The following is a 22,193-nucleotide window of genomic DNA, read 5'->3' on the forward strand; positions in this document are numbered from 1 at the left end:
GTATTTTGGTGTTTTACTAATTCGGATTTCTATATGCAACCCATACATATTCTGCTTTTAATCGCCGCTTACTTTGGTGTACTTCTTTTAATTTCATATCTCACAGGTAAAAACTCAGGAAACGAAGCTTTTTTCAAAGCTAACAAACAATCACCTTGGTACATTGTAGCTTTTGGAATGATTGGTGCATCGCTAAGTGGAGTTACTTTTATTTCTGTTCCCGGAGCTGTTGAAAAAATAGGTTTTGGTTATTTTCAAGTAGTCTTAGGGTATACGATAGGTTATTTCGTTATAGGAGCTGTACTACTTCCGCTATATTATAGATTGAACTTAACATCTATTTACACGTATCTGAATGAACGTTTTGGTGATTATTCGTACAAAACAGGTGCTTCTTTTTTTCTAATATCCAGAATTACTGGTGCTAGTTTTAGATTATTTTTAGTGGCTAATGTTTTGCAAACGATCTTGTTTGAATCCATGGGAATCCCGTTCTGGGTTACTGTCATTGTAACTATTCTTCTAATTTGGTTATATACATTTAAATCTGGTATTAAAACAATTGTATGGACAGATACGCTACAAACACTATTTATGTTAATAGCACTTGGTGTAGCTGTATATTTTGTCTCTGATGGCTTAGGAATTTCTGGAGCTGAAATGTTTGATTATATAATGGATAGTGATCTATCAAAAATATTTTTCTTTGATGATTTTAAAAGTGCTAATTATTTTTGGAAACAATTTATATCGGGGATTTTTATTGCCATCGTTATGACCGGATTAGACCAAGATATGATGCAAAAAAACCTAACCTGCCGTAGTTTAAAAGATGCTCAAAAAAACATGTTCTGGTTCACAGTCGTATTGACTGTGGTAAACTTTATTTTTCTTGGACTAGGATTGCTGCTAACTCAATACGCATCTTTAAATGGTATAGATGCCCATAAGGACCAACTATTTCCTATTATTGCTACCCAAAGTGGATTGGGTATTGGCATAGCAATATTTTTTGTATTAGGTCTAATTGCAGCAGCATATAGTAGTGCGGACAGTGCATTAACATCATTAACGACATCTTTTAGCATAGACATTCTGGATCTAGAAAAAAAATACGCAAAAAAAGAGCAAATCAAAATTAGAAAGAAAATACATATCCTATTTTCGATCCTTCTGGTACTAGTAATTATTGTCTTTAAATATGTCATTCAAGATGCTAGTGTAATCACTAAACTATTTGTCTTTGCGGGGTATACATACGGTCCATTATTGGGTCTTTATGCCTTCGGATTATTCACCAAGTTAAAAGTAAAAGACAACTTCGTTCCAATCATAGCAATCCTATCGCCAGTATTATCCTATATTATTAGTAATAATAGCGAAAGTTGGTTTGGATTTGAATTTGGTTTCTTTATTTTAATACTCAATGGACTACTAACATTTTTAGGTCTCATATTGATTCGTCGAAAGTAAAACCAACGTACAAGCCACCTCTATTTCTATATCAGCTCTTTTCAGAATTTCGTAGAATTCAGGATTTTCAGTACCTGGATTAAAAATGACTCTCTTTGGAGCAAGTTCAACTATGTATTCATAATACTGTTGCTGCCGTGTTGGATTAAGGTACAACGTTACTGTATCTATATTTTCAAAATCTACCAAACCTGTTTGTATCTGGATTCCTGAAACCTCTCCATTACGAAGTCCAATGGCTACTGTATCATATTTGTAACTTACCAATCTATGTATAGCAAGATTAGAATATCGATTAGGCTTCAATGAAGCTCCTAATACCAGTGTTTTTTTTGACATAGCACAACTCAATTTTGTGCAAAATAAAGTTTATACCAGTGTATTTTATTCTTTAAACGTTAAAAATAAACGCTAAAATGTTAAAAACAAAAACTACGTGTAACATAAGGCTTCTCTCCCACGTCTTATAGATAAAGAAATAAGATTTTTCATAAATTTAGTTAGTTAGTTACTTAATAATCAAATTTTATTCATAGTTGATGGTTAGTGTTACTATTTGATTATTATAGAAGACCGCCCCTGAATAAGGGGCGGTCTTTGTTTTTATAATTAATTGTTAAAAAATATTTTTGATGTAACAGATTTCTCACTAAATCGTCATATACGACACGTACGCTTAATCAACGTGCTTAAAAAAGGGAAAACCAGTACTTTGAATTATGTAATACAAAGTACAGTGTTTAACATAAAATCAATCAAATAAACATCAGATGAAAGCAATCAATCTATCCGGTCTACAGACAGGCCAAAAAGCAATCCTATTATTTTTCTTATCATTATGTTGTGTGCTAGCCACAGCCCAACCTAATAATGATGTAATAGTAGGAACTGTTACAGGAAAAGTAATCGATAAAAACCTGAATCAACCTATTCCGTATGCCACTATTATTATCAATGATGGTTCAGAAAAGGTAGTTAGTGGTGGAATCACCAAAGAAGATGGTACTTTTTTAATCGCAGATATACCCAATGGAAATTATACGTTAACAATACAGTTCATTGGATATACCAGCCATACCCAGCCTATAGAAATTTCAAGAAAAAGTAAAGATATTGATGTAGGCACTATTTCGTTAGAAGAAGAAGCGCAGGCTTTGGATGATGTTACTATTATCGCAGAACGTACGACTATCGAACAAAAAATAGATCGAAAAGTAATTAACGTTGGAAAAGATTTAACTACCACAGGTGGTACCGCAGCAGAAATTATGCAAAATATTCCATCCGTTAATGTAGATCAGGATGGCAATATTGCACTGCGTGGCAACCCTAATGTACAAATACTTATTGATGGTAAACCCACTAACATCTCTCCATCTCAATTATTAAAACAAATTCCTTCGACCTCTATAAAGTCTGTAGAGTTGATCACGAATCCTTCTGCCAAATATAATCCCGAAGGCATGAGTGGTATAATTAATATCGTGTTACGAAAAAATGCCAATATAGGTTTTAATGGAAACATAAATCTAGGTGTAAACTGGGATAAAAATGCGAGGTTTAACAGTTCTATTGATCTCAATTACAGAAGCGGTAAGATTAATGTTTATGGAAATTACGGTGCTAATATTACTAAAAACTTAAATCAAGGTTTTGTATTTAGAGGAGACCAGAATTATCAAACTGATTTTCGTTTTCTGGATAATAACAAGTCTCATTTGTTTAAGGTAGGTTTTGATTATTATATAAATGATCGAAATACAGTATCATTATATACAAATCAGAATTTATTTGATGGAGGCACTAATGGAACTACCGATATTATCTTTTTTGATAATCCCGAGAATAATATATTTCAAAACTTAACAAATGGTAGGGAAAATCTCGGATCTACTTACAATTTTGATTATAAACACGATTTTAAAAAAGAAGGCCATAATATAGAATTAGAAGTTGATTACAACGTGTTCGAAAGCGATAGTGATGACGATTTCGATTTTGCTGGCGGAACAACTCCCGATTATAATGATGTTTTGAATAATGACAGAACAAATACCACCATCAATTTAGATTATGTAAATCCTTTATCAGAAAAAGCAAAACTAGAACTAGGGTATGAAGGACGTATAAGGCGCACTGATAATCAATACCAATCGACATTGTTTGATGATTCTAAATACAATTATGATCGTGATATCCATGCATTATATGCAACTTATGGAAAAAACTATGAAAAATGGTCTTATCAGCTAGGAGCCAGACTCGAAAGCTATCAGGTAGAGGCTATTTTTAATAATGAAAAAGTTTTTGAAGATGATATTTTTACTATTTATCCATCTGCCTATCTAACTTATACTCCAGGAGAGAAAAACACTTATCAATTAAGTTATAGTCGCCGAGTGGACAGACCTGGATTAAACCAGGTAAATCCAATCAGAGAATGGAGTACCCCACGAATTACTTCTAGAGGAAATCCTGAGCTAGATCCGCAATTCACAAACTCTATTGAGTTTAATTATACTCGTAAATTAGAAGGAGGATCTATTACCGCAGGAACGTTTTATCGCATCATTAATGATGAGATCAATCAAACATTACTGGCAGATCCAACCGTAGAAGAAGGGCAGATACTTACTTTTGAAAATTTTGATAATAATTCAGCATATGGTATTGAGATTTCCAGTAATTACCGCCCAACAAAATGGTGGAATTTTAATGCTAGTTTTGATTTATATGCGCAAACCCAAAAAGGCATTGTAGAAGATGTGGTAACAATAAACGGTATGGACGAAATTGTACAGGTCTCTAGTGAAGTGGATGCATTAGTGTATAATTTTAGAATGAATAACAATTTTAAAGTTACCAAAAATCTAACGTTTCAAGTATTTGGATTTTACAGAGGTGAGCAAGAAGGTATTCAATTTAAAACAAAACCATTTTACTTCGTAAATACAGGGGCCAGATATAACTTCTTAGAAGGGAAAGCTACGGCGAGTATTAACTTTAACGATATTTTTAATACGATGCGCTTTAGATTCTCTGGTGACTTTCCTTTTGAGCAAAACGGGCAATTCCAAGGAGAAACGCAGACTATTTTCCTAGGATTGTCGTATCGTTTTGGTAGTGGAAAGAACAGAAAAGTTTCCAGAAAAAGAAGAGATAAAAATGAAAAAACTGGTGGAGGAATCCTTTAGTCAAATCAAATAAAATGTTAATTTATTAAACTATGTTTAATTTATTTGTTAAATTTAAGTGTTATTAAAACAAAAACACGTAAAGTTAAATAAATGCAAAAAAATAGATGTTTTTGTAACACTATGCAAATTGTTACGTCTATTATAGTACCAATACGGTTATAATTTATTTGAATTAGCCTTTAAAGAAAAAAAATAACCCGGTAACAATAAAAAATCGCGAAATTAAAATTTCGCGATTTTTATTTTATTAATATTTCAGTTGTATACTACCATCGAATAATAGCACTACCCCAGGTAAAACCACTACCAAAAGCGGCTAATACAACTAAATCTCCTTCTTTAATTTTTTCTTGTTCCCAGGCTTCGGTTAGCGCAATAGGAATGGAAGCTGCCGTCGTATTGCCATACCGCTGAATATTATTATATACCTGATCATCAGATAACCTAAATTGCTTTTGCACAAATTGCGAAATTCTTAGATTGGCCTGATGCGGTATTAACATGTTTATATCATTAGCGGTAAGATTATTTTTCTGTAACCCTTCATTAATAACTTCGGCAAAACGAACAACGGCATTTTTAAACACAAATTGTCCGTTCATATACGGATAATACGGTATATTTTCCTGATCATTTTCTGCAATAATCTCAGGAACCCAATGTTCTGTACTAGGACCTTCTAGCGACAACTCTTTAGCGTGGGCTCCTTCACTATGTAAATGAGTAGACAGCACACCGCTTCCGTTTTCTTCTTCACTTCTGGACAACACCATCGCCCCTGCTCCATCACCAAATATCACTGATACTCCTCTACCACGTGTAGTCATATCGAGTCCACCACTGTGATTCTCACTTCCTATAATCAACACATTTTTGTACATCCCTGTTTTGATAAACTGATCGCCCACTGATACCGCATATACAAAACCACTACACTGGTTACGCACATCGAGTGCAGGAATCGTACCCATATCCATCATATCCTGAACTCTGACTCCACCACCAGGAAAATACATATCCGGACTTAATGTCGCAAAAATGATAAGATCTATATCGTCTTTAGTGAGTTTTGCTCTTTCTAAAGCTATTTTAGCTGCCTTTACTCCCATCACAGAAGTACTATTACCATCGCCTTTTTTGATATGACGTCTTTCTTTGATCCCGGTACGTTCCTGAATCCAGGCATCATTGGTTTCCATAATTTTAGAAAGATCGTCATTGGTTACTACATTTTCGGGAACATAGCTTCCTAATCCTGTTACTTTTGAAGTATACATATTTTATGATATTGAGTGTATATTGTGCCTCGTGATAGCGTATTACTGATGCTGCCAAAAAAACACAGAGCAAGATATGTATTCTTACGTTTTAGATAAAAGAAACGGCAATCTTATTGTATGCACGCATAACAAAATCACCATGTTCTTCATTCACATATTAAGAGTAGCCCCAAGAAAATACTATGTTTATTGCCAATAACCTAAGACAAGAAAGAATAGTTAAAGCTTTAATATTTCTTTCGATATTTTATTCACTTTATCAGTAACCTCAACCCTATACTCTCCTGAAGGAAAAGGATTTAAAGATAAATTATTTTTTGATTTTTATTATTTACCCTTCTTTATTATATAAGACATAAGAAACATTAGCATTCTCCTCATCTAAATCTATATAAATAACATTTGAAGATTGAATTAAATATACAGAAAATGCATACTCTAAAGTTTTCTTTAAGCCATTATGAAGTATAGAATGTGTATTCATGTTAAACTATTTTCTTGTTTTAAAATAACAGCTCTTAATACATTAGATAGAACTAATATTAGAATCATTATGACTAAAACTACTGATTTAAAATATCTGAGTAGCGGGAGAACTTTTTAGAAAATTCACTTTTTTCGACTAATGACTAATGACTAATGACCAATAAAACCTACAAACGTATATCTATAATACCCTTCAATTATCTCTTTCTAAAAAACAACAAAACGAATTACGTAATTATTTGTTTCTAATAAGATAATTCATAAAACAGTGAATATCATATACTAACATCCGAAAAATCTCTCATTAAAAATTTAAAATAAAGTTTACACCTCTCGTAAACATAAAACTACTTTCTGTCAAATAGTACGATGTATCGACAAAATAGTTTACAAAATGTTAAAATACCCGTTTGAACCCATAATAATCTTTGTTAAATTAAATATAAAATATCGTTAATTCTACATAGTAAACATCTTAATTACAAATAATTAAAATATTTATAAAATATAAAAATATGTTAAAACCATATTTTAATTCATGTAAAACCATATTTATTATCGAAGTGTAATTCCTACATTTGACCTGAGGCTGTTATCATAGTAAAAAATCAAAAAGAGCAACCAACTCTAAATCATAAACTATGGAAACAATATTAAATTTTTACCATCTTTACTTAAGTAAATCTCATCTCCTTTTAATCAAGAATCAGCAGGTTCAATGCTACGGAATATATCATGGATAGATTTGATAAATTCCATCGCATATTAACCAAAACCTCTTTATTCTTAATTACCTTAATAATCGTTTTACTTATTATCTACATTATTCTTCAAGTTTTTTAAGCAGTATAAATTTAGAGATGATTAAAAACATATATAATGATTGATTAATATATTACACAGAGAAACACCAATCGTGAAAACCCTGAAAACCTGTTAGTTAAGATAGCAGCCTCTATTTTCAATATTTCACTGTATTGGTTCCGGGAACTATTGTTTAGTTCCCGGTTTTAAAAAATCATGAACGCAATACTTTATTTTAGTGTTTTAAAGTGCACAGCGGGTTATTTAGTATTGTCGTTTTACCGGAGGTTTTCTATTAACAAAAAATAAGCCTCCGGATTTAATATGTCCCCAACCAAAAAAATATCTTTGAATTAAACTTAACACACGATCATCAAATTTAATTTTAAAAGGTGTTTTCCGGGAGCTGACCTCATAGCTTCCGGTTTTTTTTTATAAAAACCTCTGAATCATTCTTAGTCTTATTATAGCTAAAAAAGCGAAAGGCACGCCAACCACAGCATGCCTTTCTAACAACCTAACCAATAAATAAACAAACCAAAGCCAGTCAGGTTTGACTGACTAAAGGTACTTTTCAAAATTTTTTACACGTACCGTTGCTTTTAGGTCGTGCAGCAAATTGTATAAGCCAAAAAATGTTCTGTTAATATATAAAAAGTGCTTACTCCCTCTGTTACCATTCATCTTTCTTAGCTCTGTATCTTTAGAATATTTTTCACTTAATTCAGTAATTGCTCCCCAGAATCCTTCATCTGCAAAATCAAAGACCTCTTCGTTAAATGGTCTTGTGAATAGACTAAGCATTTCGTAAAACAAATCAGAGAAAAATTCTTTTTCTTCTGGAGAGTCATCTTCCCTGAGTATTTCCAACTCGTACATCTTTTGGGCAAAAAAATCTGGATTCTCTATATTTTCTTTTTCGGCCAACTCAAAATAAGGTGTGTAAAACTCTAATGGTACTTTTTTAACACAGCCAAAATCAATAGCTACTAAATTATCATCTTTATCTACCAGAAAATTACCAGGATGGGGATCCGCATGTACCGCTTTCAAAACGTGCATTTGATACATATAGAAATCCCAAAGAGCTTGGCCAATCTTATTCGCCTTCTCCTGATCTGTATTCGTTTTAGCGAATTCACTAAGGTGTATACCATCCATCCAATCCATTGTAATAATCCGTTTACTGGATAAGTCTTCGTAGTACTTTGGAAATCGTAAGTTTGGAATTTTGGAGCAAGCTCCTGTAATCTCTTTACTTTGTTGTACTTCTAGTATGTAATCAGTTTCCTCCAATAATTTACCCTCTAATTCCTGAAAATATTTATCAGAATCTTTTCCTTTTAAGTTAAACATTCTGACGGCGATGGGTTTTACCATCGCCAGATCAGAACTTATACTGTCTGCAACTCCAGGATATTGAATTTTCACAGCAAGTTTTTTCCCGTCTTTAGATGCCTTATGTACCTGACCGATACTGGCAGCATTAACAGATTGAGTTGCAAACGTATCATATAAATCTTCCGGATATTTTCCGTGATATTTTTTAAATGTTTTTCTAACCAGCGGCGCTGACAATGGAGGAACGCTAAATTGAGCCAAAGAAAACTTCTCTACATAAGCATTCGGCAATATATTTTTTTCCATAGAAAGCATTTGTGCTACCTTCAATGCACTTCCTTTCAAATTTTTTAATCCATCATAAATATCTGCTGCATTATTTTCATTCAGTTGATCTCTGGTAACTTTAGGATTTACTGCTTTCTTACTATAATATTTAAGATAATTACCACCTACCTTCACGCCGGTCTTTACCAACTCTGTTGTACGTCCTATCTTCGTGGTTGGTATTTTATCAATTGTTTTCATATCTTTTATTCTCCCTTTCCTTATACGTTGATCCAAAAACTATCTAATTCCACATTGTTTTTTCTTGCCATAGAAATTTACCAAAATCCAAAACGCTGCTAAGTGGCGTATTGTTGAACAAATCAAAAATTGTATTTACTGATTTTTCAATCGCCACATCTGTTTTTTCGAAACCAGCCGACTCATCATCCATCCAAAATCTTAAAAGAAACAAAAATTGCAACCAAGCACCTTCAGAATAAACTGAAACTGGATTTTTTGCTATTCTAAACATTTTATCATCATTATCGATTTCTATCAATTCTTTTGTGAAATTCTTTACATTTTTTCGTAATCCCTTTAATTGTCCCATATTTTTCAGCGGCATCTCGTGGTATTTAAGGGCAAATAGTACATAGCTTCTATTTAATGTCAACATTTCGAAAAAAGTATAAAAAAACGTAAGCATTTTATCTTTACTAGATAAATCTTCATACTCTTTACTGGCATTCATAGCATCCAACGTCGTCGTAAAAAAAGCATTCCAAATACCTCTATTTACAGAATCAAGACTACCAAAGAATTTATAAAAATCCTCTTCTTTTATTTTAGATTCTTTACAGAATTTATACACTGATTTTGGATACTGATCGTGCTCCAAAACATATGTCATATATTTAGTAATAATATACTGAATATCAATAATTTGTTTTTTATTAGAAGCGGCCATAACTATAATTTTATAGTGTAAAGATAACGATTGTTTAACTTTTTATAAAAAAACCTAAACAAAAATATTGTTAAAGTTGTTTCATAAAAAATGAAACTTAACGAATACTCTCAATTTTAGTCGAAAACCGACAGTTATTCTTACATTTTGAGGATAATTTTTTAATTGAATGCCAGTTTGTCAGCCTTATTGAATTGGTATTTTTTTTGACTGTACAGTGAACAGAAGAGATTATAAAAATTAAAACATAATAACATGGCAACAGGAAGTATTAATGTATCAGTAGAAAACATTTTTCCTTTGATTAAAAAATTCTTGTATTCTGATCACGAGATCTTTTTACGGGAGTTAATATCCAATGCGACAGACGCTACTTTAAAACTTAAGCACTTAACAAATATTGGTGAAGCCAGCGTCGCGTATGGTAATCCTCAAATTGAGGTTAAGGTAGATAAAGAAAATAAGCTTCTTCATATTATTGATCAGGGAATCGGTATGACCGCAGAAGAGGTAGAAAAATACATTAACCAAGTAGCTTTCTCAGGAGCAGAAGAGTTTTTAGAGAAATATAAAGACAGTGCAAAAGATTCTGGGATTATTGGGCATTTTGGTCTTGGTTTTTATTCTGCATTTATGGTAGCAGATAAAGTAGAGATCATTACGAAATCTTATAAAGATGAACCTGCAGCACATTGGGTTTGTGATGGTTCTCCTACCTATACAATTGAGGAGCACGATAAAACTGAAAGAGGTACAGAAATCATCCTTCATATAGGAGAAGATGATGCAGAATTTCTTGAAGAAAACAGAATTAGTGAGTTATTGGTAAAGTATAATAAATTTATGCCCATCCCGATTAAATTCGGAACAAAAACTGAAACATTACCAAAACCTGAAGATGCAAAAGAAGAAGATCCGGCACCAACACAAGAAGTAGATAATATTATCAACAATCCCAATCCCGCCTGGACAAAGCAACCAGCGGATCTTAAGGAAGAGGATTATAAAGGTTTCTACCGAGAATTGTATCCGATGCAGTTTGAGGAGCCTTTATTTAATATTCATCTTAATGTAGATTATCCATTTAATCTTACAGGAATTTTATATTTCCCAAAGCTTGGTCAGGATATGAGCATGCAAAAAGATCGAATCCAGTTGTATCAAAACCAAGTGTTTGTAACGGATAACGTACAAGGTATTGTTCCTGAATTTTTAACTATGCTACGCGGAGTTATTGACTCCCCAGACATACCATTAAATGTTTCTAGATCTTACTTACAGGCAGATGGTGCTGTAAAGAAAATTTCTAGTTATATCACTCGTAAAGTAGCAGATAAGTTGAATTCTTTGTTCAAAAATGACAGAGAAGATTTCGAAAAGAAATGGAATGATATTAAAGTAGTGATAGAATACGGAATGCTTTCTGAAGACAAATTCTTCGAAAAAGCAGATAAATTTGCGCTGTATCCTACAGTTGATAATACATATTTTACTTTTGAAGAATTACAAGAAAAGATTAAAGAGAGCCAAACTGATAAAGACAATAAACTGGTAATCTTATATGCTTCAGATAAAGATGAGCAGCACGCGTACATAGCCGCAGCAAAAGATAAGGGGTATGAAGTATTGTTATTAGACTCTCCTATTGTTTCTCATTTGATTCAAAAATTAGAAACCAGTAAAGAAAATATTTCTTTTGCTCGTGTGGATGGTGATCACATTGATAACCTGATTAAAAAAGATGAAGAAACTATTTCTAAACTATCTGACGAAGAAAAAGAAGGTCTAAAGGTTGATCTTGAAAAGGTGATTCCAACAGAGAAATATACTGTACAGTTAGAAGCTATGGATAGCAGTGCCTCTCCGTTTATGATTACACAACCAGAGTTTATGCGTCGTATGAAAGAGATGCAACAAACTGGTGGTGGCGGAATGAATATGTTTGGTAATATGCCAGAGATGTATAATCTAATTGTGAATACCAATCATGAGCTCATTAATCAGATAAAAGATACTAAAACAGACAAAAAGAAAGAGCGACTCATCAAACAATCGCTTGATCTTGCCAGGCTTTCTCAGAATTTACTTAAAGGTGAGGAAATGACTGAGTTTATCAAACGTAGCTTTGAAATGATTAAATAAAATCAGAAGCGCTTTATACGCGTTTAATAAACAAAATCACCGCTTCGCTGTTAGACAGTTGAAGCGGTTTTTTGTTTCCTAACCCAACGTATTAATTATTTTATTATTTTTACAAGATCACTTCTTTCTATTCAGATTATAAGACAAATGAGAAATACAAGCTATCTTTTCATATTCATATTATCCATTACGGTTCATACGAATGGACAAGAAATCGTTTCGGGTTATTTAACTATAGAAAACCCTAAAATCTGGGAGCAAAAAGTGTACTTGAGTAAAGTACAAACAGATACTAACAACAACTATACCTATACCCAAATCGCATCTTCCTATATTTCTGAAGAAGGATACTTTGCTTTTGAGAAAAGATGGTTTAGTGAAAAAGATCATCTTTATAAAATTTACCTCAACCCTATAAAACATTGCGATAACAACTCAACAACTAAACATTCTAAGTTGTTTATTTTGTCAAAAAATGATTCGATTCATTTTGAAAAAGCAACCTCACCATTTGACACGTATACAACGAGTAATACTGCTGATAAAGAGTGGCAGCAATTAAAGAAGTTTGAATCTAAATTTGAGACTTTACACGATCATTTTGATACAGATGAATATTTACTTAGAACAAAAGGATATATAAAAGACTCCTTGCAAATTCTTCTCGTAAAATTAATAAGTATTAAAAAACTTGATGATAAGAAATTACTAGAAAAAGATATAAAAGAAAACACTGCCTATTATTCGAGCTTATTAAAAGAACTGAAATCAAGCGAAATTGATCCTGCTTTATTTTTATACCTAGAGAATAAGATTTCCTTAGTTTATTTAGAAAAAACTGATAAAAAATATTCTCTTAGTGTAGTATTAAATGGTATCGCCGGATTGGTTATCATACTTCTTGTTTTTTTAACTTTAAGAAGGCAAAGAAATCGTCAAAAAGAAAATTCGGTTCCTTTAAGTAAGCAAGAAAATACTATCAAAAAGCTGATAATTTCTGGAAAAAGTAATAAGGAAATTGCCCACGAGCTATTTATTAGCATCAACACGGTGAAAACACATATATCCAACATTTACAGCAAGTTAAACATCTCCAATAGAAAAGAATTATTGCTGAAAAAGTAAAATCATACCGTACTAGTACTTTATTACAACCATAGATCCTCTCCCTTTTTCAATTAATGTGCTTCATTTGATTTTCTAAAAAAAGACAATTAATACGAATGAACATATCGCAATTCAAAAAGTGGAATCTTGCACTTGGCTGGACCGTATTTCTCATCACTTTGTTGGTTTATGTAAATACGGTTGAACCTACCAATAGTTTTTGGGACGTTGGGGAATATATTTCGGCATCTTCAAAACTACAAATCGGACATCCTCCAGGTGCTCCCCTGTTTCAAATGATTGGTGCATTTACTTCTATTTTTGCAACACATCCAGAACAGATCGCCTATACCTTGAATATTACATCAGGAATTGCAAGTGCATTTACCATACTCTTCATGTTTTGGTCTATTACAATACTGCTGACTAATATGGCAACTGCCAAATCAAATCTTTCAAAAAGTGCTACTATAGCAATATTGGGAAGTGGAGCAATAGGATCTTTGGCGTTTGCTTTTACCGATAGTTTTTGGTTCAATGCTGTAGAAGCAGAAGTCTATGCTATGGCGACGTTAATTCTCTCGATCATGTTCTATTTAGGATTATTATGGTATCGGGATATGAATCTACGTCGGGGGAATAAATGGATTATTTTAATATCGTTTATTATTGGGTTATCTTTTGGTGTTCATTTTATGGGATTACTTTCCATTCCGGCAATAGGATTGCTGTACTATTTTAAAAATTATAAAACTATCACCTTTAAAAATTTTATTATTGCCAATAGTATCGTAGTTGCCGCGTTGCTGTTTATCTTCAAAATGTTATTACCATATACCTTAGCATATTTTGGGACTCTGGAACTATTTTTTATAAATACTGTAGGACTGCCATTTCATTCAGGAACCAGTATTGCAGGTGTCAGTTTGATCATCTGTTTTTATTATGGGTTAAAGTATACAAGAAAAAAATCGTATGCTCTGCTTAATACCACCTTGCTTTGTACTCTATTTATTTTAATTGGTTTCTCGAGTTGGTTAATGATACCAATTAGGGCAAACGCAGGTACCGTTATTAATGAAAACAACCCAAACAATGCCAGAGAATTATTAGCGTATTACAACCTAGAACAGTATCCAAAAACGCATCTGTTTTATGGCCCACAATTCTCTGAAATTTATGGTAATCTGGACGAAAACGAACCATATCTGGATGACAAGCCAAAGTATGAAAAGGATCTGAATACCCAAAAATATGTAATTGTAAACGATTGGAGAAATGGCAGACAGAACTTAGACAACACTCATAAAACCATGTTGCCAAGAATGTGGAGTACGGAGCATATTAGTAATTATATGCTGTTTAGTGGCCCCCTGAAATTTTCAATTAAACCCGAGCATCAAGATAAAAAAGAATTAGTAGAAACCGTTATTGGTTTTAGAAAACAATACGCATCAGGTGCGTTAGACAACAAAGATTATCATAAATTCTTAACATCATTTGGTCGGTTTTTGGATATAAAACCACCTTCCTTTACAGATAATGTGTTGTATTTATTTCAATACCAGATAAACTATATGTACTGGCGTTATTTTATGTGGAATTTCGTGGGGAGACAAGATGATATTCCGGGAAAACTATCTTCTTTACATGGAAACTGGCTAAGCGGAATTTCATTTATTGATGAATACCGTCTTGGTTCGCAGGACAATTTACCAACGACCATTGCAACAAATAAAGCGAGAAACACGTATTATTTTTTTCCACTAATTTTAGGATTGATTGGACTAATTTTTCAATTGAAGTATGACAAAAAGAATTTCTGGGTGTTACTAGTATTCTTTTTATTTACGGGATTGTCATTAAAAATATACCTTAACGAAAGACCCTTTGAACCCAGAGAACGGGATTATGCATTGGTGGGCTCTTTTTATGTATTTGCCATTTGGATTGCATTTGGTGTGTATGCAATTTATGATAGATTAAAAAATCAAATTAATGCTAAGAAAGCCGCTTATATTACTATCATTATTTCATTACTTTGTGCACCAGCGTTATTGATTTCTCAAAACTGGGATGATCACGATCGATCTAATCGATATACTGCACAATCATTGGCAAAAACATACTTATCGTCTTGTCAGAAAGATGCCATTTTGTTTTCTATTGGTGATAATGATAGTTTTCCACTATGGTACGTACAAGAAATAGAGGAGTACCGCACAGACATCCGTATTCTGATTACCAATTTGTTAGCTACTGATTGGTATGTAGATCAAATGAAAAAAGCTGCTTATGAAAGTAAACCAGTACCTTCAAAACTAGAACACAACTTTTATGCCTATGGTAACAATGATGCGATTTATTACAAAGAAGTTACAAAAGATACGATGTATATCCAGAATTGGTTACATTGGATCACATCAGATGATGAAAGAACCAAGGGAGAGCTCCTGAACGGAAAAATTGTCTCTACCTTTCCTACCAGAAGCATACGAATACCAGTAGACAAAGAAGCTGTTTTAAAAAACGGAATCGTATCTGAGGAAGATGCTGATCAGATTGTGCCCTATATAGATATACATCTTGAAGGTACTTATATCCCAAAACACAGGCTGGTGATGTTGGATATTATTGCTAATAATAATTGGGAACGTCCTATTTACTTTACAGGCGGGAGTTATGGTGATGATGATTATATATGGATGAAAGACTACTTACAATTAGATGGTATGACCTATAAATTAGTACCTATCAGAACAAAGGTAAATCCTAGTAACCCCTATCGATTAGGAAGAATTAATGCAGAAGTAATGTATCAAAATGTAAAAGTCTGGGATTGGGGAAACGGAGATAGTCCAGAAATTTACCACGACATAGAAACTAGAAGAAATGGTATCTCCTACAGAACCAGTCTTGGCAGACTCGCTAATCAATTCATCAAAGAAAACAAACCAGCGAAAGCAGAAGAAATTTTAGATCTGGGAATAGAAAAAATACCCTTAGCGTTTTATGAATATTACACCCCATTACATTCGTTTGTAGACAGTTATTATCAAATAAATAAAAAAGAAAAAGCAAGAGCATTATGGAAACAACTGACTAAAAAATATCAAGAGCAGTTGGTATACTTTGCAAATATATCTTATGAATGGCAGCAGAAAAATTTTGAGAGTATTATGGACAATGTCACCTATTATCGGGATTTAATTGACACGTTGGTTGAGCATCAGGACACAGAACTTATAAATGGTGAAATTGACACTTTTAATAATTACATACAGATGTTCCCCAGATTTTTTGCTAAACCAGAAAAACTTCAACCCGATAGTTCTTTAAAAAATAATCAGGATGTAATAAAAGAACTAAGTGCAGAGCAGGAAGTTCTGTAAAAAAATGCACTATCCAATATTTATTTGTTCCAGTCCAAGATCTATTTTATTAAAAATAGTTACGTGTTTTTTATTGTTTAATAATTTTCTTGACCAACGTTTGTAAATTTTGACCATCCATAATTTTTACAAAATATAAACCTGTAGCAAGATCACTTACGTTTACTGAATGATTCTGGGCATTTTTCTGTGTTTTATATATTTTTCCTGAAATATCGGTAATGTAGACAGTTTGTCCCGCTGTAACACCTGTTATATGAATGACAGAACTTGTTGGGTTTGGAAAAATGGTAACCAATGATTCTTCTGGGTCTAGGTTATTAGAGTTAGATAAAACAGAACAATCGCTACCCAAATTTTCTCTAATAGATCTGTATTTTGGAGCTGGTATTATGTTAGTATCCTGATACATAGATTCTAATACTCCCCAACTACCATATCTTGCGGATCGGGCACCTATAAATGAGAAATTCATTAATAGTAATGGTTCATCTCCTTCTTGTAATGTTCGTATAAGGTCAAACCATTCATTATACATTTCATACATCAAGTCATCCCGCTGTATGTCTAATAACGCCTGAGCATATGTTGGCTCCACGCCAAAAGGTATAGCAGTAAGATGTTGCCCACCTTCATAAAATGTTAATTTTTTATCTAATTCATCACTTAATACTTTGATCTCTTCTATCCATTCAAAATTTCTGGGCATATTATCTCTGGCAAATGATGCTATATCAGCAGCAGTAGCATCGCCAGCCATTTCGTCAAGAATTGCATCTGCTTCATCATTAAATGTAAAGTAGTAACTTGGGGATACTGCGTCATAACTATTGGTATTTACAGCGTCACAAATTTGTTGACTAAGATCTAACCATGAAAGTTGAACCCCTACAACCCGTGTGATCCGATCTAATTGACCATCATAAACATCTGTCCATATGCCCAAACAATTATTCACGAAATATCCTATTCTCTGTGGCCAGCTTAACTCTTCATCACCTATCCAGTTTACCCATTGTGTCTGATCAAAAAGCCAGTTCCATACTTCATTACTATATTCTACGTGTAAGTGTCTGTCTGGCTCTAAGTTTTCTTTAAAATAATTTGCCATGCTCCTGATAAAATCATCACTTGCCCTATGAGGTACGCAAACCCATCCATCCACATCTTGGTCATTCATTAATTTTATCATCATTTCATAGGGAATACCTTTGTTATCCGCCCAGGTATAATGGTCCATTCTTGCACGTTCCTCCCACTCAAAAAGTTTAGTATCTTGCCATCCTTCTGTTGTCTTTCCCCAATTATTAGTCCGTCCCCAATCCATAAATCGAAAAGCTTGAAATGGCTTTATATTATCTAACCATACCTGATAAAATGGTTGTGTTTCGTATGTATCTTCCGTACCAGGCATTAATACTCTGATATTATGAATAGGATCATTTATATCTGATTCGTTGATACTCATTTCAATAAAAACTCCTGGGTTTGGAAAATTAAATGTAATTCGATGCGCTGTTTGTGAGGTAATTTCAAAACCTTGACCTGAAATAAAATCCAGGACTCCGGTTCCTTCCCATAACACGGTGTATTCTCCTGCTGGCCACGCATCGGTTTCTGCCCAAATAGTTGCTACCTTTTGTAACTGCTCCACTCCCTGAATTGCTTGCGGAGAATATGTAGGATATCCATCTTCGCGATAACTGATCAAATCCCTGTAGTCTGTTCCTGAATTCGTTTCATTAGATTTAGAATACCACTCTCTACAGCTACGCATTAAATTTACAAAAGGAATTTCTCTTCCATAATCCGCTAGACCAGCCAGGTTGGTACCTATTGATAATTTACATTCATCTTCTAGTTGTGCTTGTAGTTTAAGAAAGCTTATAAAGATTAGTACTAGCAAGATTGTGTGATTCTTCATTTTTTGGTTTTTTAAGTAATGTCTGTTTTTTAGGTTTTATTTAAAAACGTCCAATATTATCACACACCCTACCCTGCTACCCTCTTTTTTTTAAAATCATTATATAAAAAAACCTCCTAAAAATAAATTTCAGAAGGTCTTTAACATATACTCAAAATACTCGTGTCCTAACATCGTGCCTATGGGCAGTATCAATTTAAGAACTCGTTTTAGTCAGATCCTTTATATGTTGGAAAAAGTTCTACTTTATTTTGAATTCTCCCATAGGAACATATTTTCAAAATAGCGTGTTGCTTACTTATCCTTTTATAGGTTTTGTAGTTTGCTTTTTACCAATATGCTTTGCATAAAATCCCATCATCGCCTTATACATAGCGATAGAGTTTTCTTCTTTACCAAAACCATGGCCTTCATCATATTTTACCATATAAGGCACATCAAACCCTTTTTCTCTTAACGCTTTTACTATCTGATCAGACTCATCAATATTTACACGTGGATCATTTGCTCCTTGTACAACAAATAATGGCTTTTTGATTTTATCAATCTGATATACCGGAGATACTTCTTCCATTATCGCTTTCTCTTCTGGGATATCTTCATCATACCAAATTTCTTTGATAATTTTAAGATATGGTTTCCAATAAGGAGGGATTGTTTTCATAAAAGTAAATAGGTTAGAAACCCCTACATAATCCACTCCACAAGCATATAGATCTGGTGTTTTAGTCAATCCGCGTAATACGGCATATCCACCGTGACTCCCACCATAAATGGCCACTCTATCTTTATCTACCCAACCCTGATCAATTACATATTGTAATCCATCTTCTACATCATCCATCGCTTTTCTACCGATTTGCTTGAATCCTGTTTCCAGAAATTCTCTACCGTAGCCACCAGAAATTCTAAAGTTTACTTGCAGTGTTGCATATCCTCTGCTTGCAAACAATTGCGATTCTGGATTGAATCCCCAAGAGTCTCTTATTCCTTGTGGTCCTCCGTGCGGGTTTACGATTAAAGGTACTTTTTTACCTTGTATAGCTTCTTTAGGTAACGTAATATATCCATGTATCGTTAATCCATCTCTACTCTTGAAAGTGATAGGACGCATCTCTGCCATATCATTCTCCTTTAATTGTGGCATCAAGTTATATAACAACTTAAACTCATCCTTTACAACATCATATGAATAATATACTCCATATAATTTATCACTTCGTAAGAAGATTAGGTATTTATCTTCTTCGTCAGTCTTTCCAGAAATTGAATACTGATGATCTGGGAATTCTTTAATAATTCTTTTATGCAATTTTTTATAATAATCGCTAACAGGGACAATTACTCTTTTTTCACCTTGGTATGAGAAATAGTCCAACTCATATCCTCTTTTTCTGGATAACGATAGATTAGAAACATCGTACTTATCATTAGAAAATAGTTTTTTGATTACTTTATCAGCTTTTAGGTCATATAAATATATCTGTGACTTATCTGTATCAAGGTTAGAAACCACATAAGCATCGTGAGGGTTTTCTGTGGAATAATCATAATTGAGAATTGAAAAGGTATCTTTCCAATTCATTTTTTTAATGATTTCGTATTTTCCATCTTCTTTTGCATAATAAAAATCAATATTCACCCCATCTCTTATCTTACCATATCCTCTAAGGTTTCCATCCTTATCAAAGTTATACCCAGCAATAGGATTCGCAGCATCTTCATTCTTAAACAATTGCTTGATTTCTCCTGTAAGTATATTAATTTTATAAGGCTCGAAGATCTGTTTGTTATTTTTATTCATCGAGATAATCATATGATTCTCATCCTCCTTTAAACCTTCTAAAATCTTTACCTGTACACCCTCATACGGCGTTAATTCTTTTTGATCAGTACCATCGATATTCGCTGCAAATAAATGATAATCTTCATTTCCGCCTTTATCCATTACGTAAACCAATCGTTCATTATTAGCCCAACCATATCCTCTGATCAATTCTTCTTTTTCTTCGATTACACGAGTGACCTTATCAGTTTTTATCTCTTTTACGTATACATGATTTTTGTTATTTTCATCTTTTTCTCTATAAGAAAGATACTTCCCGTTTGGAGAAAACTGAAAACTTCTTGCCTTTGGTTTTGCAAAGTAATCTTCGACCGAATACTTATAATTGCCAGCATCCAGGCTTGCTATTTTTTCTAATTCTGCATCAGAAGAAACCAATGTTGGATTTCCTGGTATTTTTTTTTCTGATTTTTCCATTTCTAATGGTAGTTCCATTCCGCTTTGATAAAAAATTCCTGTTAGTTTATTGTTTTCGAGGGATGCTACATATTTGATCCCTGCTTGTTTAAAAGTCAAAGTTAATTGATTGTTTTCAAAAACCGTAGTATCCATCGGAATTCCGGTTGCACCTTGGGCAGGGCTATCCATTTTAGTTGATAAAGCTCCTTCTTTTTCTTCAATGTGAAATATCAACGGTACTTCTGTACCCTTCACAGATAGTTTTCCTTTCCAGGTTCCTATTGCTTCTTGTCCGTACGTTTGTGTAAACGACATACATAGTATGGCTACCATGAATGTTCTCCAAACTGTTTTTACTAGTTGTTTCATCTGCTATATTTATCGTTTTTAACTGTGAGTTGAAAATGTACTCTGTAACCATTTGATCATTGTCAATTTAGTTCCTTTCGCTCATTTCATTTGATTATTGAATTGAACGTGATTATTGTAGATATCCATTAAATTAGTAATTAACAAACTGTTTTTGTTACATTTTTTTTCATATTTAACAGAATCTATGCTTCTGACTATCTTTTTATGAGGGATCCATCTGTTACATTTTTCATAAAGATTATACTACTTTTTGCGCTTTTAGTATTTTTAGAGTCCTAACACTAATCACCTTACCATGAAAAAAATTTTAATCATATTGCTATCTATTGGAATATTAGGTTGTAATCAAAAAAGGAAACAACAAAAAGCAGTCCCTGAATCTACAGAAACGAACGAAATGATTCCTGTAGAACCAAATGGTGGCATTGGAGATGGTGCTTTATCCATTACAGATCATTTCATCACAAGCATAGAGAACGCGCATAAGAAGGATAAGTTCTTAGATCACAAAGCAGTTAGTTTTCGAATTAAATTATCCTTTAATGGAAACGAGCGTCTAAATGGAAAGATTACTATGCTCACTAATTCTTCTAAAATCAGGATTGATAGAAAGGATACCAGTAAACTTATCTATGATGGAGAAAATGTTTACTTATGCCCGGCAGATGCTAACGACAAAGGAGCGCGTTTTGATATGTTTACCTGGACCTATTTTTTTGGATTACCTTATAAATTAAGTGATCCCGGAACTCAGTGGGAAATGCAACAGGACAGAATGCTCAACAACACCACTCACAGTACTGCGAAGCTTACTTTTGAAGCAGGAACCGGCGATGCTCCTGATGATTGGTATATAATTTATGTAGATCCGGTTGCCAAATCACTTCAGGCTGCGGCTTATATTGTTACTTTTGGAAGTGATGGTAACACATCAAAAGCCGAGGAAGACCCGCACGCTATACAATATAAAAATTTTACAACGGTAGATGGTATTCCTTTTGCTACCAGATGGGAATTCTATGGTTGGACTTCAGAAAAAGGAATGACAGATAAACTTGGAGAAGCCACTATCACAGATATCACCTTTTTGGATAGTGAAGGAGAATTATTTGATGATCCAGAAAACGCGAAGATAATCGACTGATTATAAATTTTTAAAATCAAAAAAACACCGCAGTGATTGCGGTGTTTTT

At 33.2% G+C, this 22,193-nt stretch carries 13 protein-coding genes; 6 read left to right on the top strand and 7 right to left on the bottom strand.

What is annotated here, in order from left to right; genetic code table 11:
- The first annotated feature begins 33 nt into the window (after positions 1 to 33).
- Positions 34 to 1,473, top strand: coding sequence for a sodium:solute symporter (locus tag ACWGOQ_RS11825; protein WP_452057992.1), 1,440 nt, complete (start codon positions 34 to 36; stop codon positions 1,471 to 1,473).
- Here ACWGOQ_RS11825 and ACWGOQ_RS11830 read toward each other — a convergent pair.
- Positions 1,444 to 1,812 (bottom strand): CoA-binding protein, encoded by a 369-nt coding sequence (locus ACWGOQ_RS11830; RefSeq protein WP_452057991.1) that lies wholly within the window; start codon positions 1,810 to 1,812, stop codon positions 1,444 to 1,446. The genes ACWGOQ_RS11825 and ACWGOQ_RS11830 overlap by 30 nt on opposite strands.
- Positions 1,813 to 2,243: 431 nt before the next feature.
- On the opposite strand from ACWGOQ_RS11830, the gene ACWGOQ_RS11835 reads away from it, so the two are divergent.
- Positions 2,244 to 4,667 carry a TonB-dependent receptor gene (locus ACWGOQ_RS11835; RefSeq protein WP_452057990.1) on the top strand — a complete coding sequence of 808 codons (2,424 nt, stop codon included), beginning with the start codon at positions 2,244 to 2,246 and terminating at the stop codon, positions 4,665 to 4,667.
- Between the two features lie 269 nt (positions 4,668 to 4,936).
- On the opposite strand, the gene ACWGOQ_RS11840 is transcribed toward ACWGOQ_RS11835, so the two are convergent.
- From ACWGOQ_RS11840 to ACWGOQ_RS11855, 4 genes are all read right to left on the bottom strand, one after another.
- Entirely contained in the window at positions 4,937 to 5,947 is a 1,011-nt protein-coding gene (locus tag ACWGOQ_RS11840) for a 3-oxoacyl-ACP synthase III family protein (protein WP_452057989.1), read from the bottom strand.
- Positions 5,948 to 6,281: 334 nt separating this feature from the next.
- Complete coding sequence (locus tag ACWGOQ_RS11845; protein WP_452057988.1) at positions 6,282 to 6,434, bottom strand: hypothetical protein; 153 nt, start codon at positions 6,432 to 6,434, stop codon at positions 6,282 to 6,284.
- 1,367 nt (positions 6,435 to 7,801) lie between these two features.
- Entirely contained in the window at positions 7,802 to 9,109 is a 1,308-nt protein-coding gene (locus tag ACWGOQ_RS11850; protein WP_452057987.1) for an ABC1 kinase family protein, read from the bottom strand.
- Between the two features lie 43 nt (positions 9,110 to 9,152).
- The gene (locus ACWGOQ_RS11855) at positions 9,153 to 9,818 is read right to left on the bottom strand and encodes a TetR family transcriptional regulator C-terminal domain-containing protein (protein WP_452057986.1); all 666 of its coding nucleotides are present in this window, start codon (positions 9,816 to 9,818) and stop codon (positions 9,153 to 9,155) included.
- A gap of 255 nt (positions 9,819 to 10,073) precedes the next feature.
- Here ACWGOQ_RS11855 and htpG point away from each other — a divergent pair, with 255 nt between their 5' ends.
- From htpG to ACWGOQ_RS11870, 3 genes are all read left to right on the top strand, one after another.
- Positions 10,074 to 11,960 carry a molecular chaperone HtpG gene (gene htpG, locus ACWGOQ_RS11860; protein ID WP_452057985.1) on the top strand — a complete coding sequence of 629 codons (1,887 nt, stop codon included), beginning with the start codon at positions 10,074 to 10,076 and terminating at the stop codon, positions 11,958 to 11,960.
- 147 nt (positions 11,961 to 12,107) lie between these two features.
- Positions 12,108 to 13,085, top strand: coding sequence for a LuxR C-terminal-related transcriptional regulator (locus ACWGOQ_RS11865; protein ID WP_452057984.1), 978 nt, complete (start codon positions 12,108 to 12,110; stop codon positions 13,083 to 13,085).
- Between the two features lie 98 nt (positions 13,086 to 13,183).
- Complete coding sequence (locus ACWGOQ_RS11870) at positions 13,184 to 16,459, top strand: protein O-mannosyl-transferase family (RefSeq protein ID WP_452057983.1); 3,276 nt, start codon at positions 13,184 to 13,186, stop codon at positions 16,457 to 16,459.
- Between the two features lie 70 nt (positions 16,460 to 16,529).
- Here ACWGOQ_RS11870 and ACWGOQ_RS11875 read toward each other — a convergent pair whose 3' ends face one another.
- Both ACWGOQ_RS11875 and ACWGOQ_RS11880 read right to left on the bottom strand, forming a co-directional pair.
- Positions 16,530 to 18,383, bottom strand: a complete 1,854-nt coding sequence (locus ACWGOQ_RS11875) for a T9SS type A sorting domain-containing protein (protein WP_452057982.1) — start codon at positions 18,381 to 18,383, stop codon at positions 16,530 to 16,532.
- Between the two features lie 298 nt (positions 18,384 to 18,681).
- On the bottom strand, positions 18,682 to 20,961 hold the full coding sequence (locus ACWGOQ_RS11880) for a S9 family peptidase (protein ID WP_452058379.1): 2,280 nt from the start codon (positions 20,959 to 20,961) through the stop codon (positions 18,682 to 18,684).
- Between the two features lie 334 nt (positions 20,962 to 21,295).
- Between ACWGOQ_RS11880 and ACWGOQ_RS11885 the strand changes: the two genes are divergently transcribed.
- Positions 21,296 to 22,144, top strand: coding sequence for a DUF6503 family protein (locus tag ACWGOQ_RS11885; protein WP_452057981.1), 849 nt, complete (start codon positions 21,296 to 21,298; stop codon positions 22,142 to 22,144).
- The last annotated feature ends 49 nt before the right edge of the window (positions 22,145 to 22,193 follow it).

It is taken from the genome of Aquimarina ulvae, from assembly GCF_053613295.3.

Excerpts from the sequence above, each read along its gene's own strand:
- ACWGOQ_RS11885 (WP_452057981.1), top strand. The coding sequence starts at position 21,296 with ATGAAAAAAATTTTAATCATATTGCTATCTATTGGAATATTAGGTTGT.
- ACWGOQ_RS11875 (WP_452057982.1), bottom strand. The coding sequence starts at position 18,383 with ATGAAGAATCACACAATCTTGCTAGTACTAATCTTTATAAGCTTTCTT.
- ACWGOQ_RS11850 (WP_452057987.1), bottom strand. The coding sequence starts at position 9,109 with ATGAAAACAATTGATAAAATACCAACCACGAAGATAGGACGTACAACA.
- ACWGOQ_RS11840 (WP_452057989.1), bottom strand. The coding sequence starts at position 5,947 with ATGTATACTTCAAAAGTAACAGGATTAGGAAGCTATGTTCCCGAAAAT.
- htpG (WP_452057985.1), top strand. The coding sequence starts at position 10,074 with ATGGCAACAGGAAGTATTAATGTATCAGTAGAAAACATTTTTCCTTTG.
- ACWGOQ_RS11825 (WP_452057992.1), top strand. The coding sequence starts at position 34 with ATGCAACCCATACATATTCTGCTTTTAATCGCCGCTTACTTTGGTGTA.
- ACWGOQ_RS11855 (WP_452057986.1), bottom strand. The coding sequence starts at position 9,818 with ATGGCCGCTTCTAATAAAAAACAAATTATTGATATTCAGTATATTATT.
- ACWGOQ_RS11870 (WP_452057983.1), top strand. The coding sequence starts at position 13,184 with ATGAACATATCGCAATTCAAAAAGTGGAATCTTGCACTTGGCTGGACC.
- ACWGOQ_RS11845 (WP_452057988.1), bottom strand. The coding sequence starts at position 6,434 with ATGAATACACATTCTATACTTCATAATGGCTTAAAGAAAACTTTAGAG.
- ACWGOQ_RS11865 (WP_452057984.1), top strand. The coding sequence starts at position 12,108 with ATGAGAAATACAAGCTATCTTTTCATATTCATATTATCCATTACGGTT.
- ACWGOQ_RS11835 (WP_452057990.1), top strand. The coding sequence starts at position 2,244 with ATGAAAGCAATCAATCTATCCGGTCTACAGACAGGCCAAAAAGCAATC.
- ACWGOQ_RS11880 (WP_452058379.1), bottom strand. The coding sequence starts at position 20,961 with ATGGTAGCCATACTATGTATGTCGTTTACACAAACGTACGGACAAGAA.
- ACWGOQ_RS11830 (WP_452057991.1), bottom strand. The coding sequence starts at position 1,812 with ATGTCAAAAAAAACACTGGTATTAGGAGCTTCATTGAAGCCTAATCGA.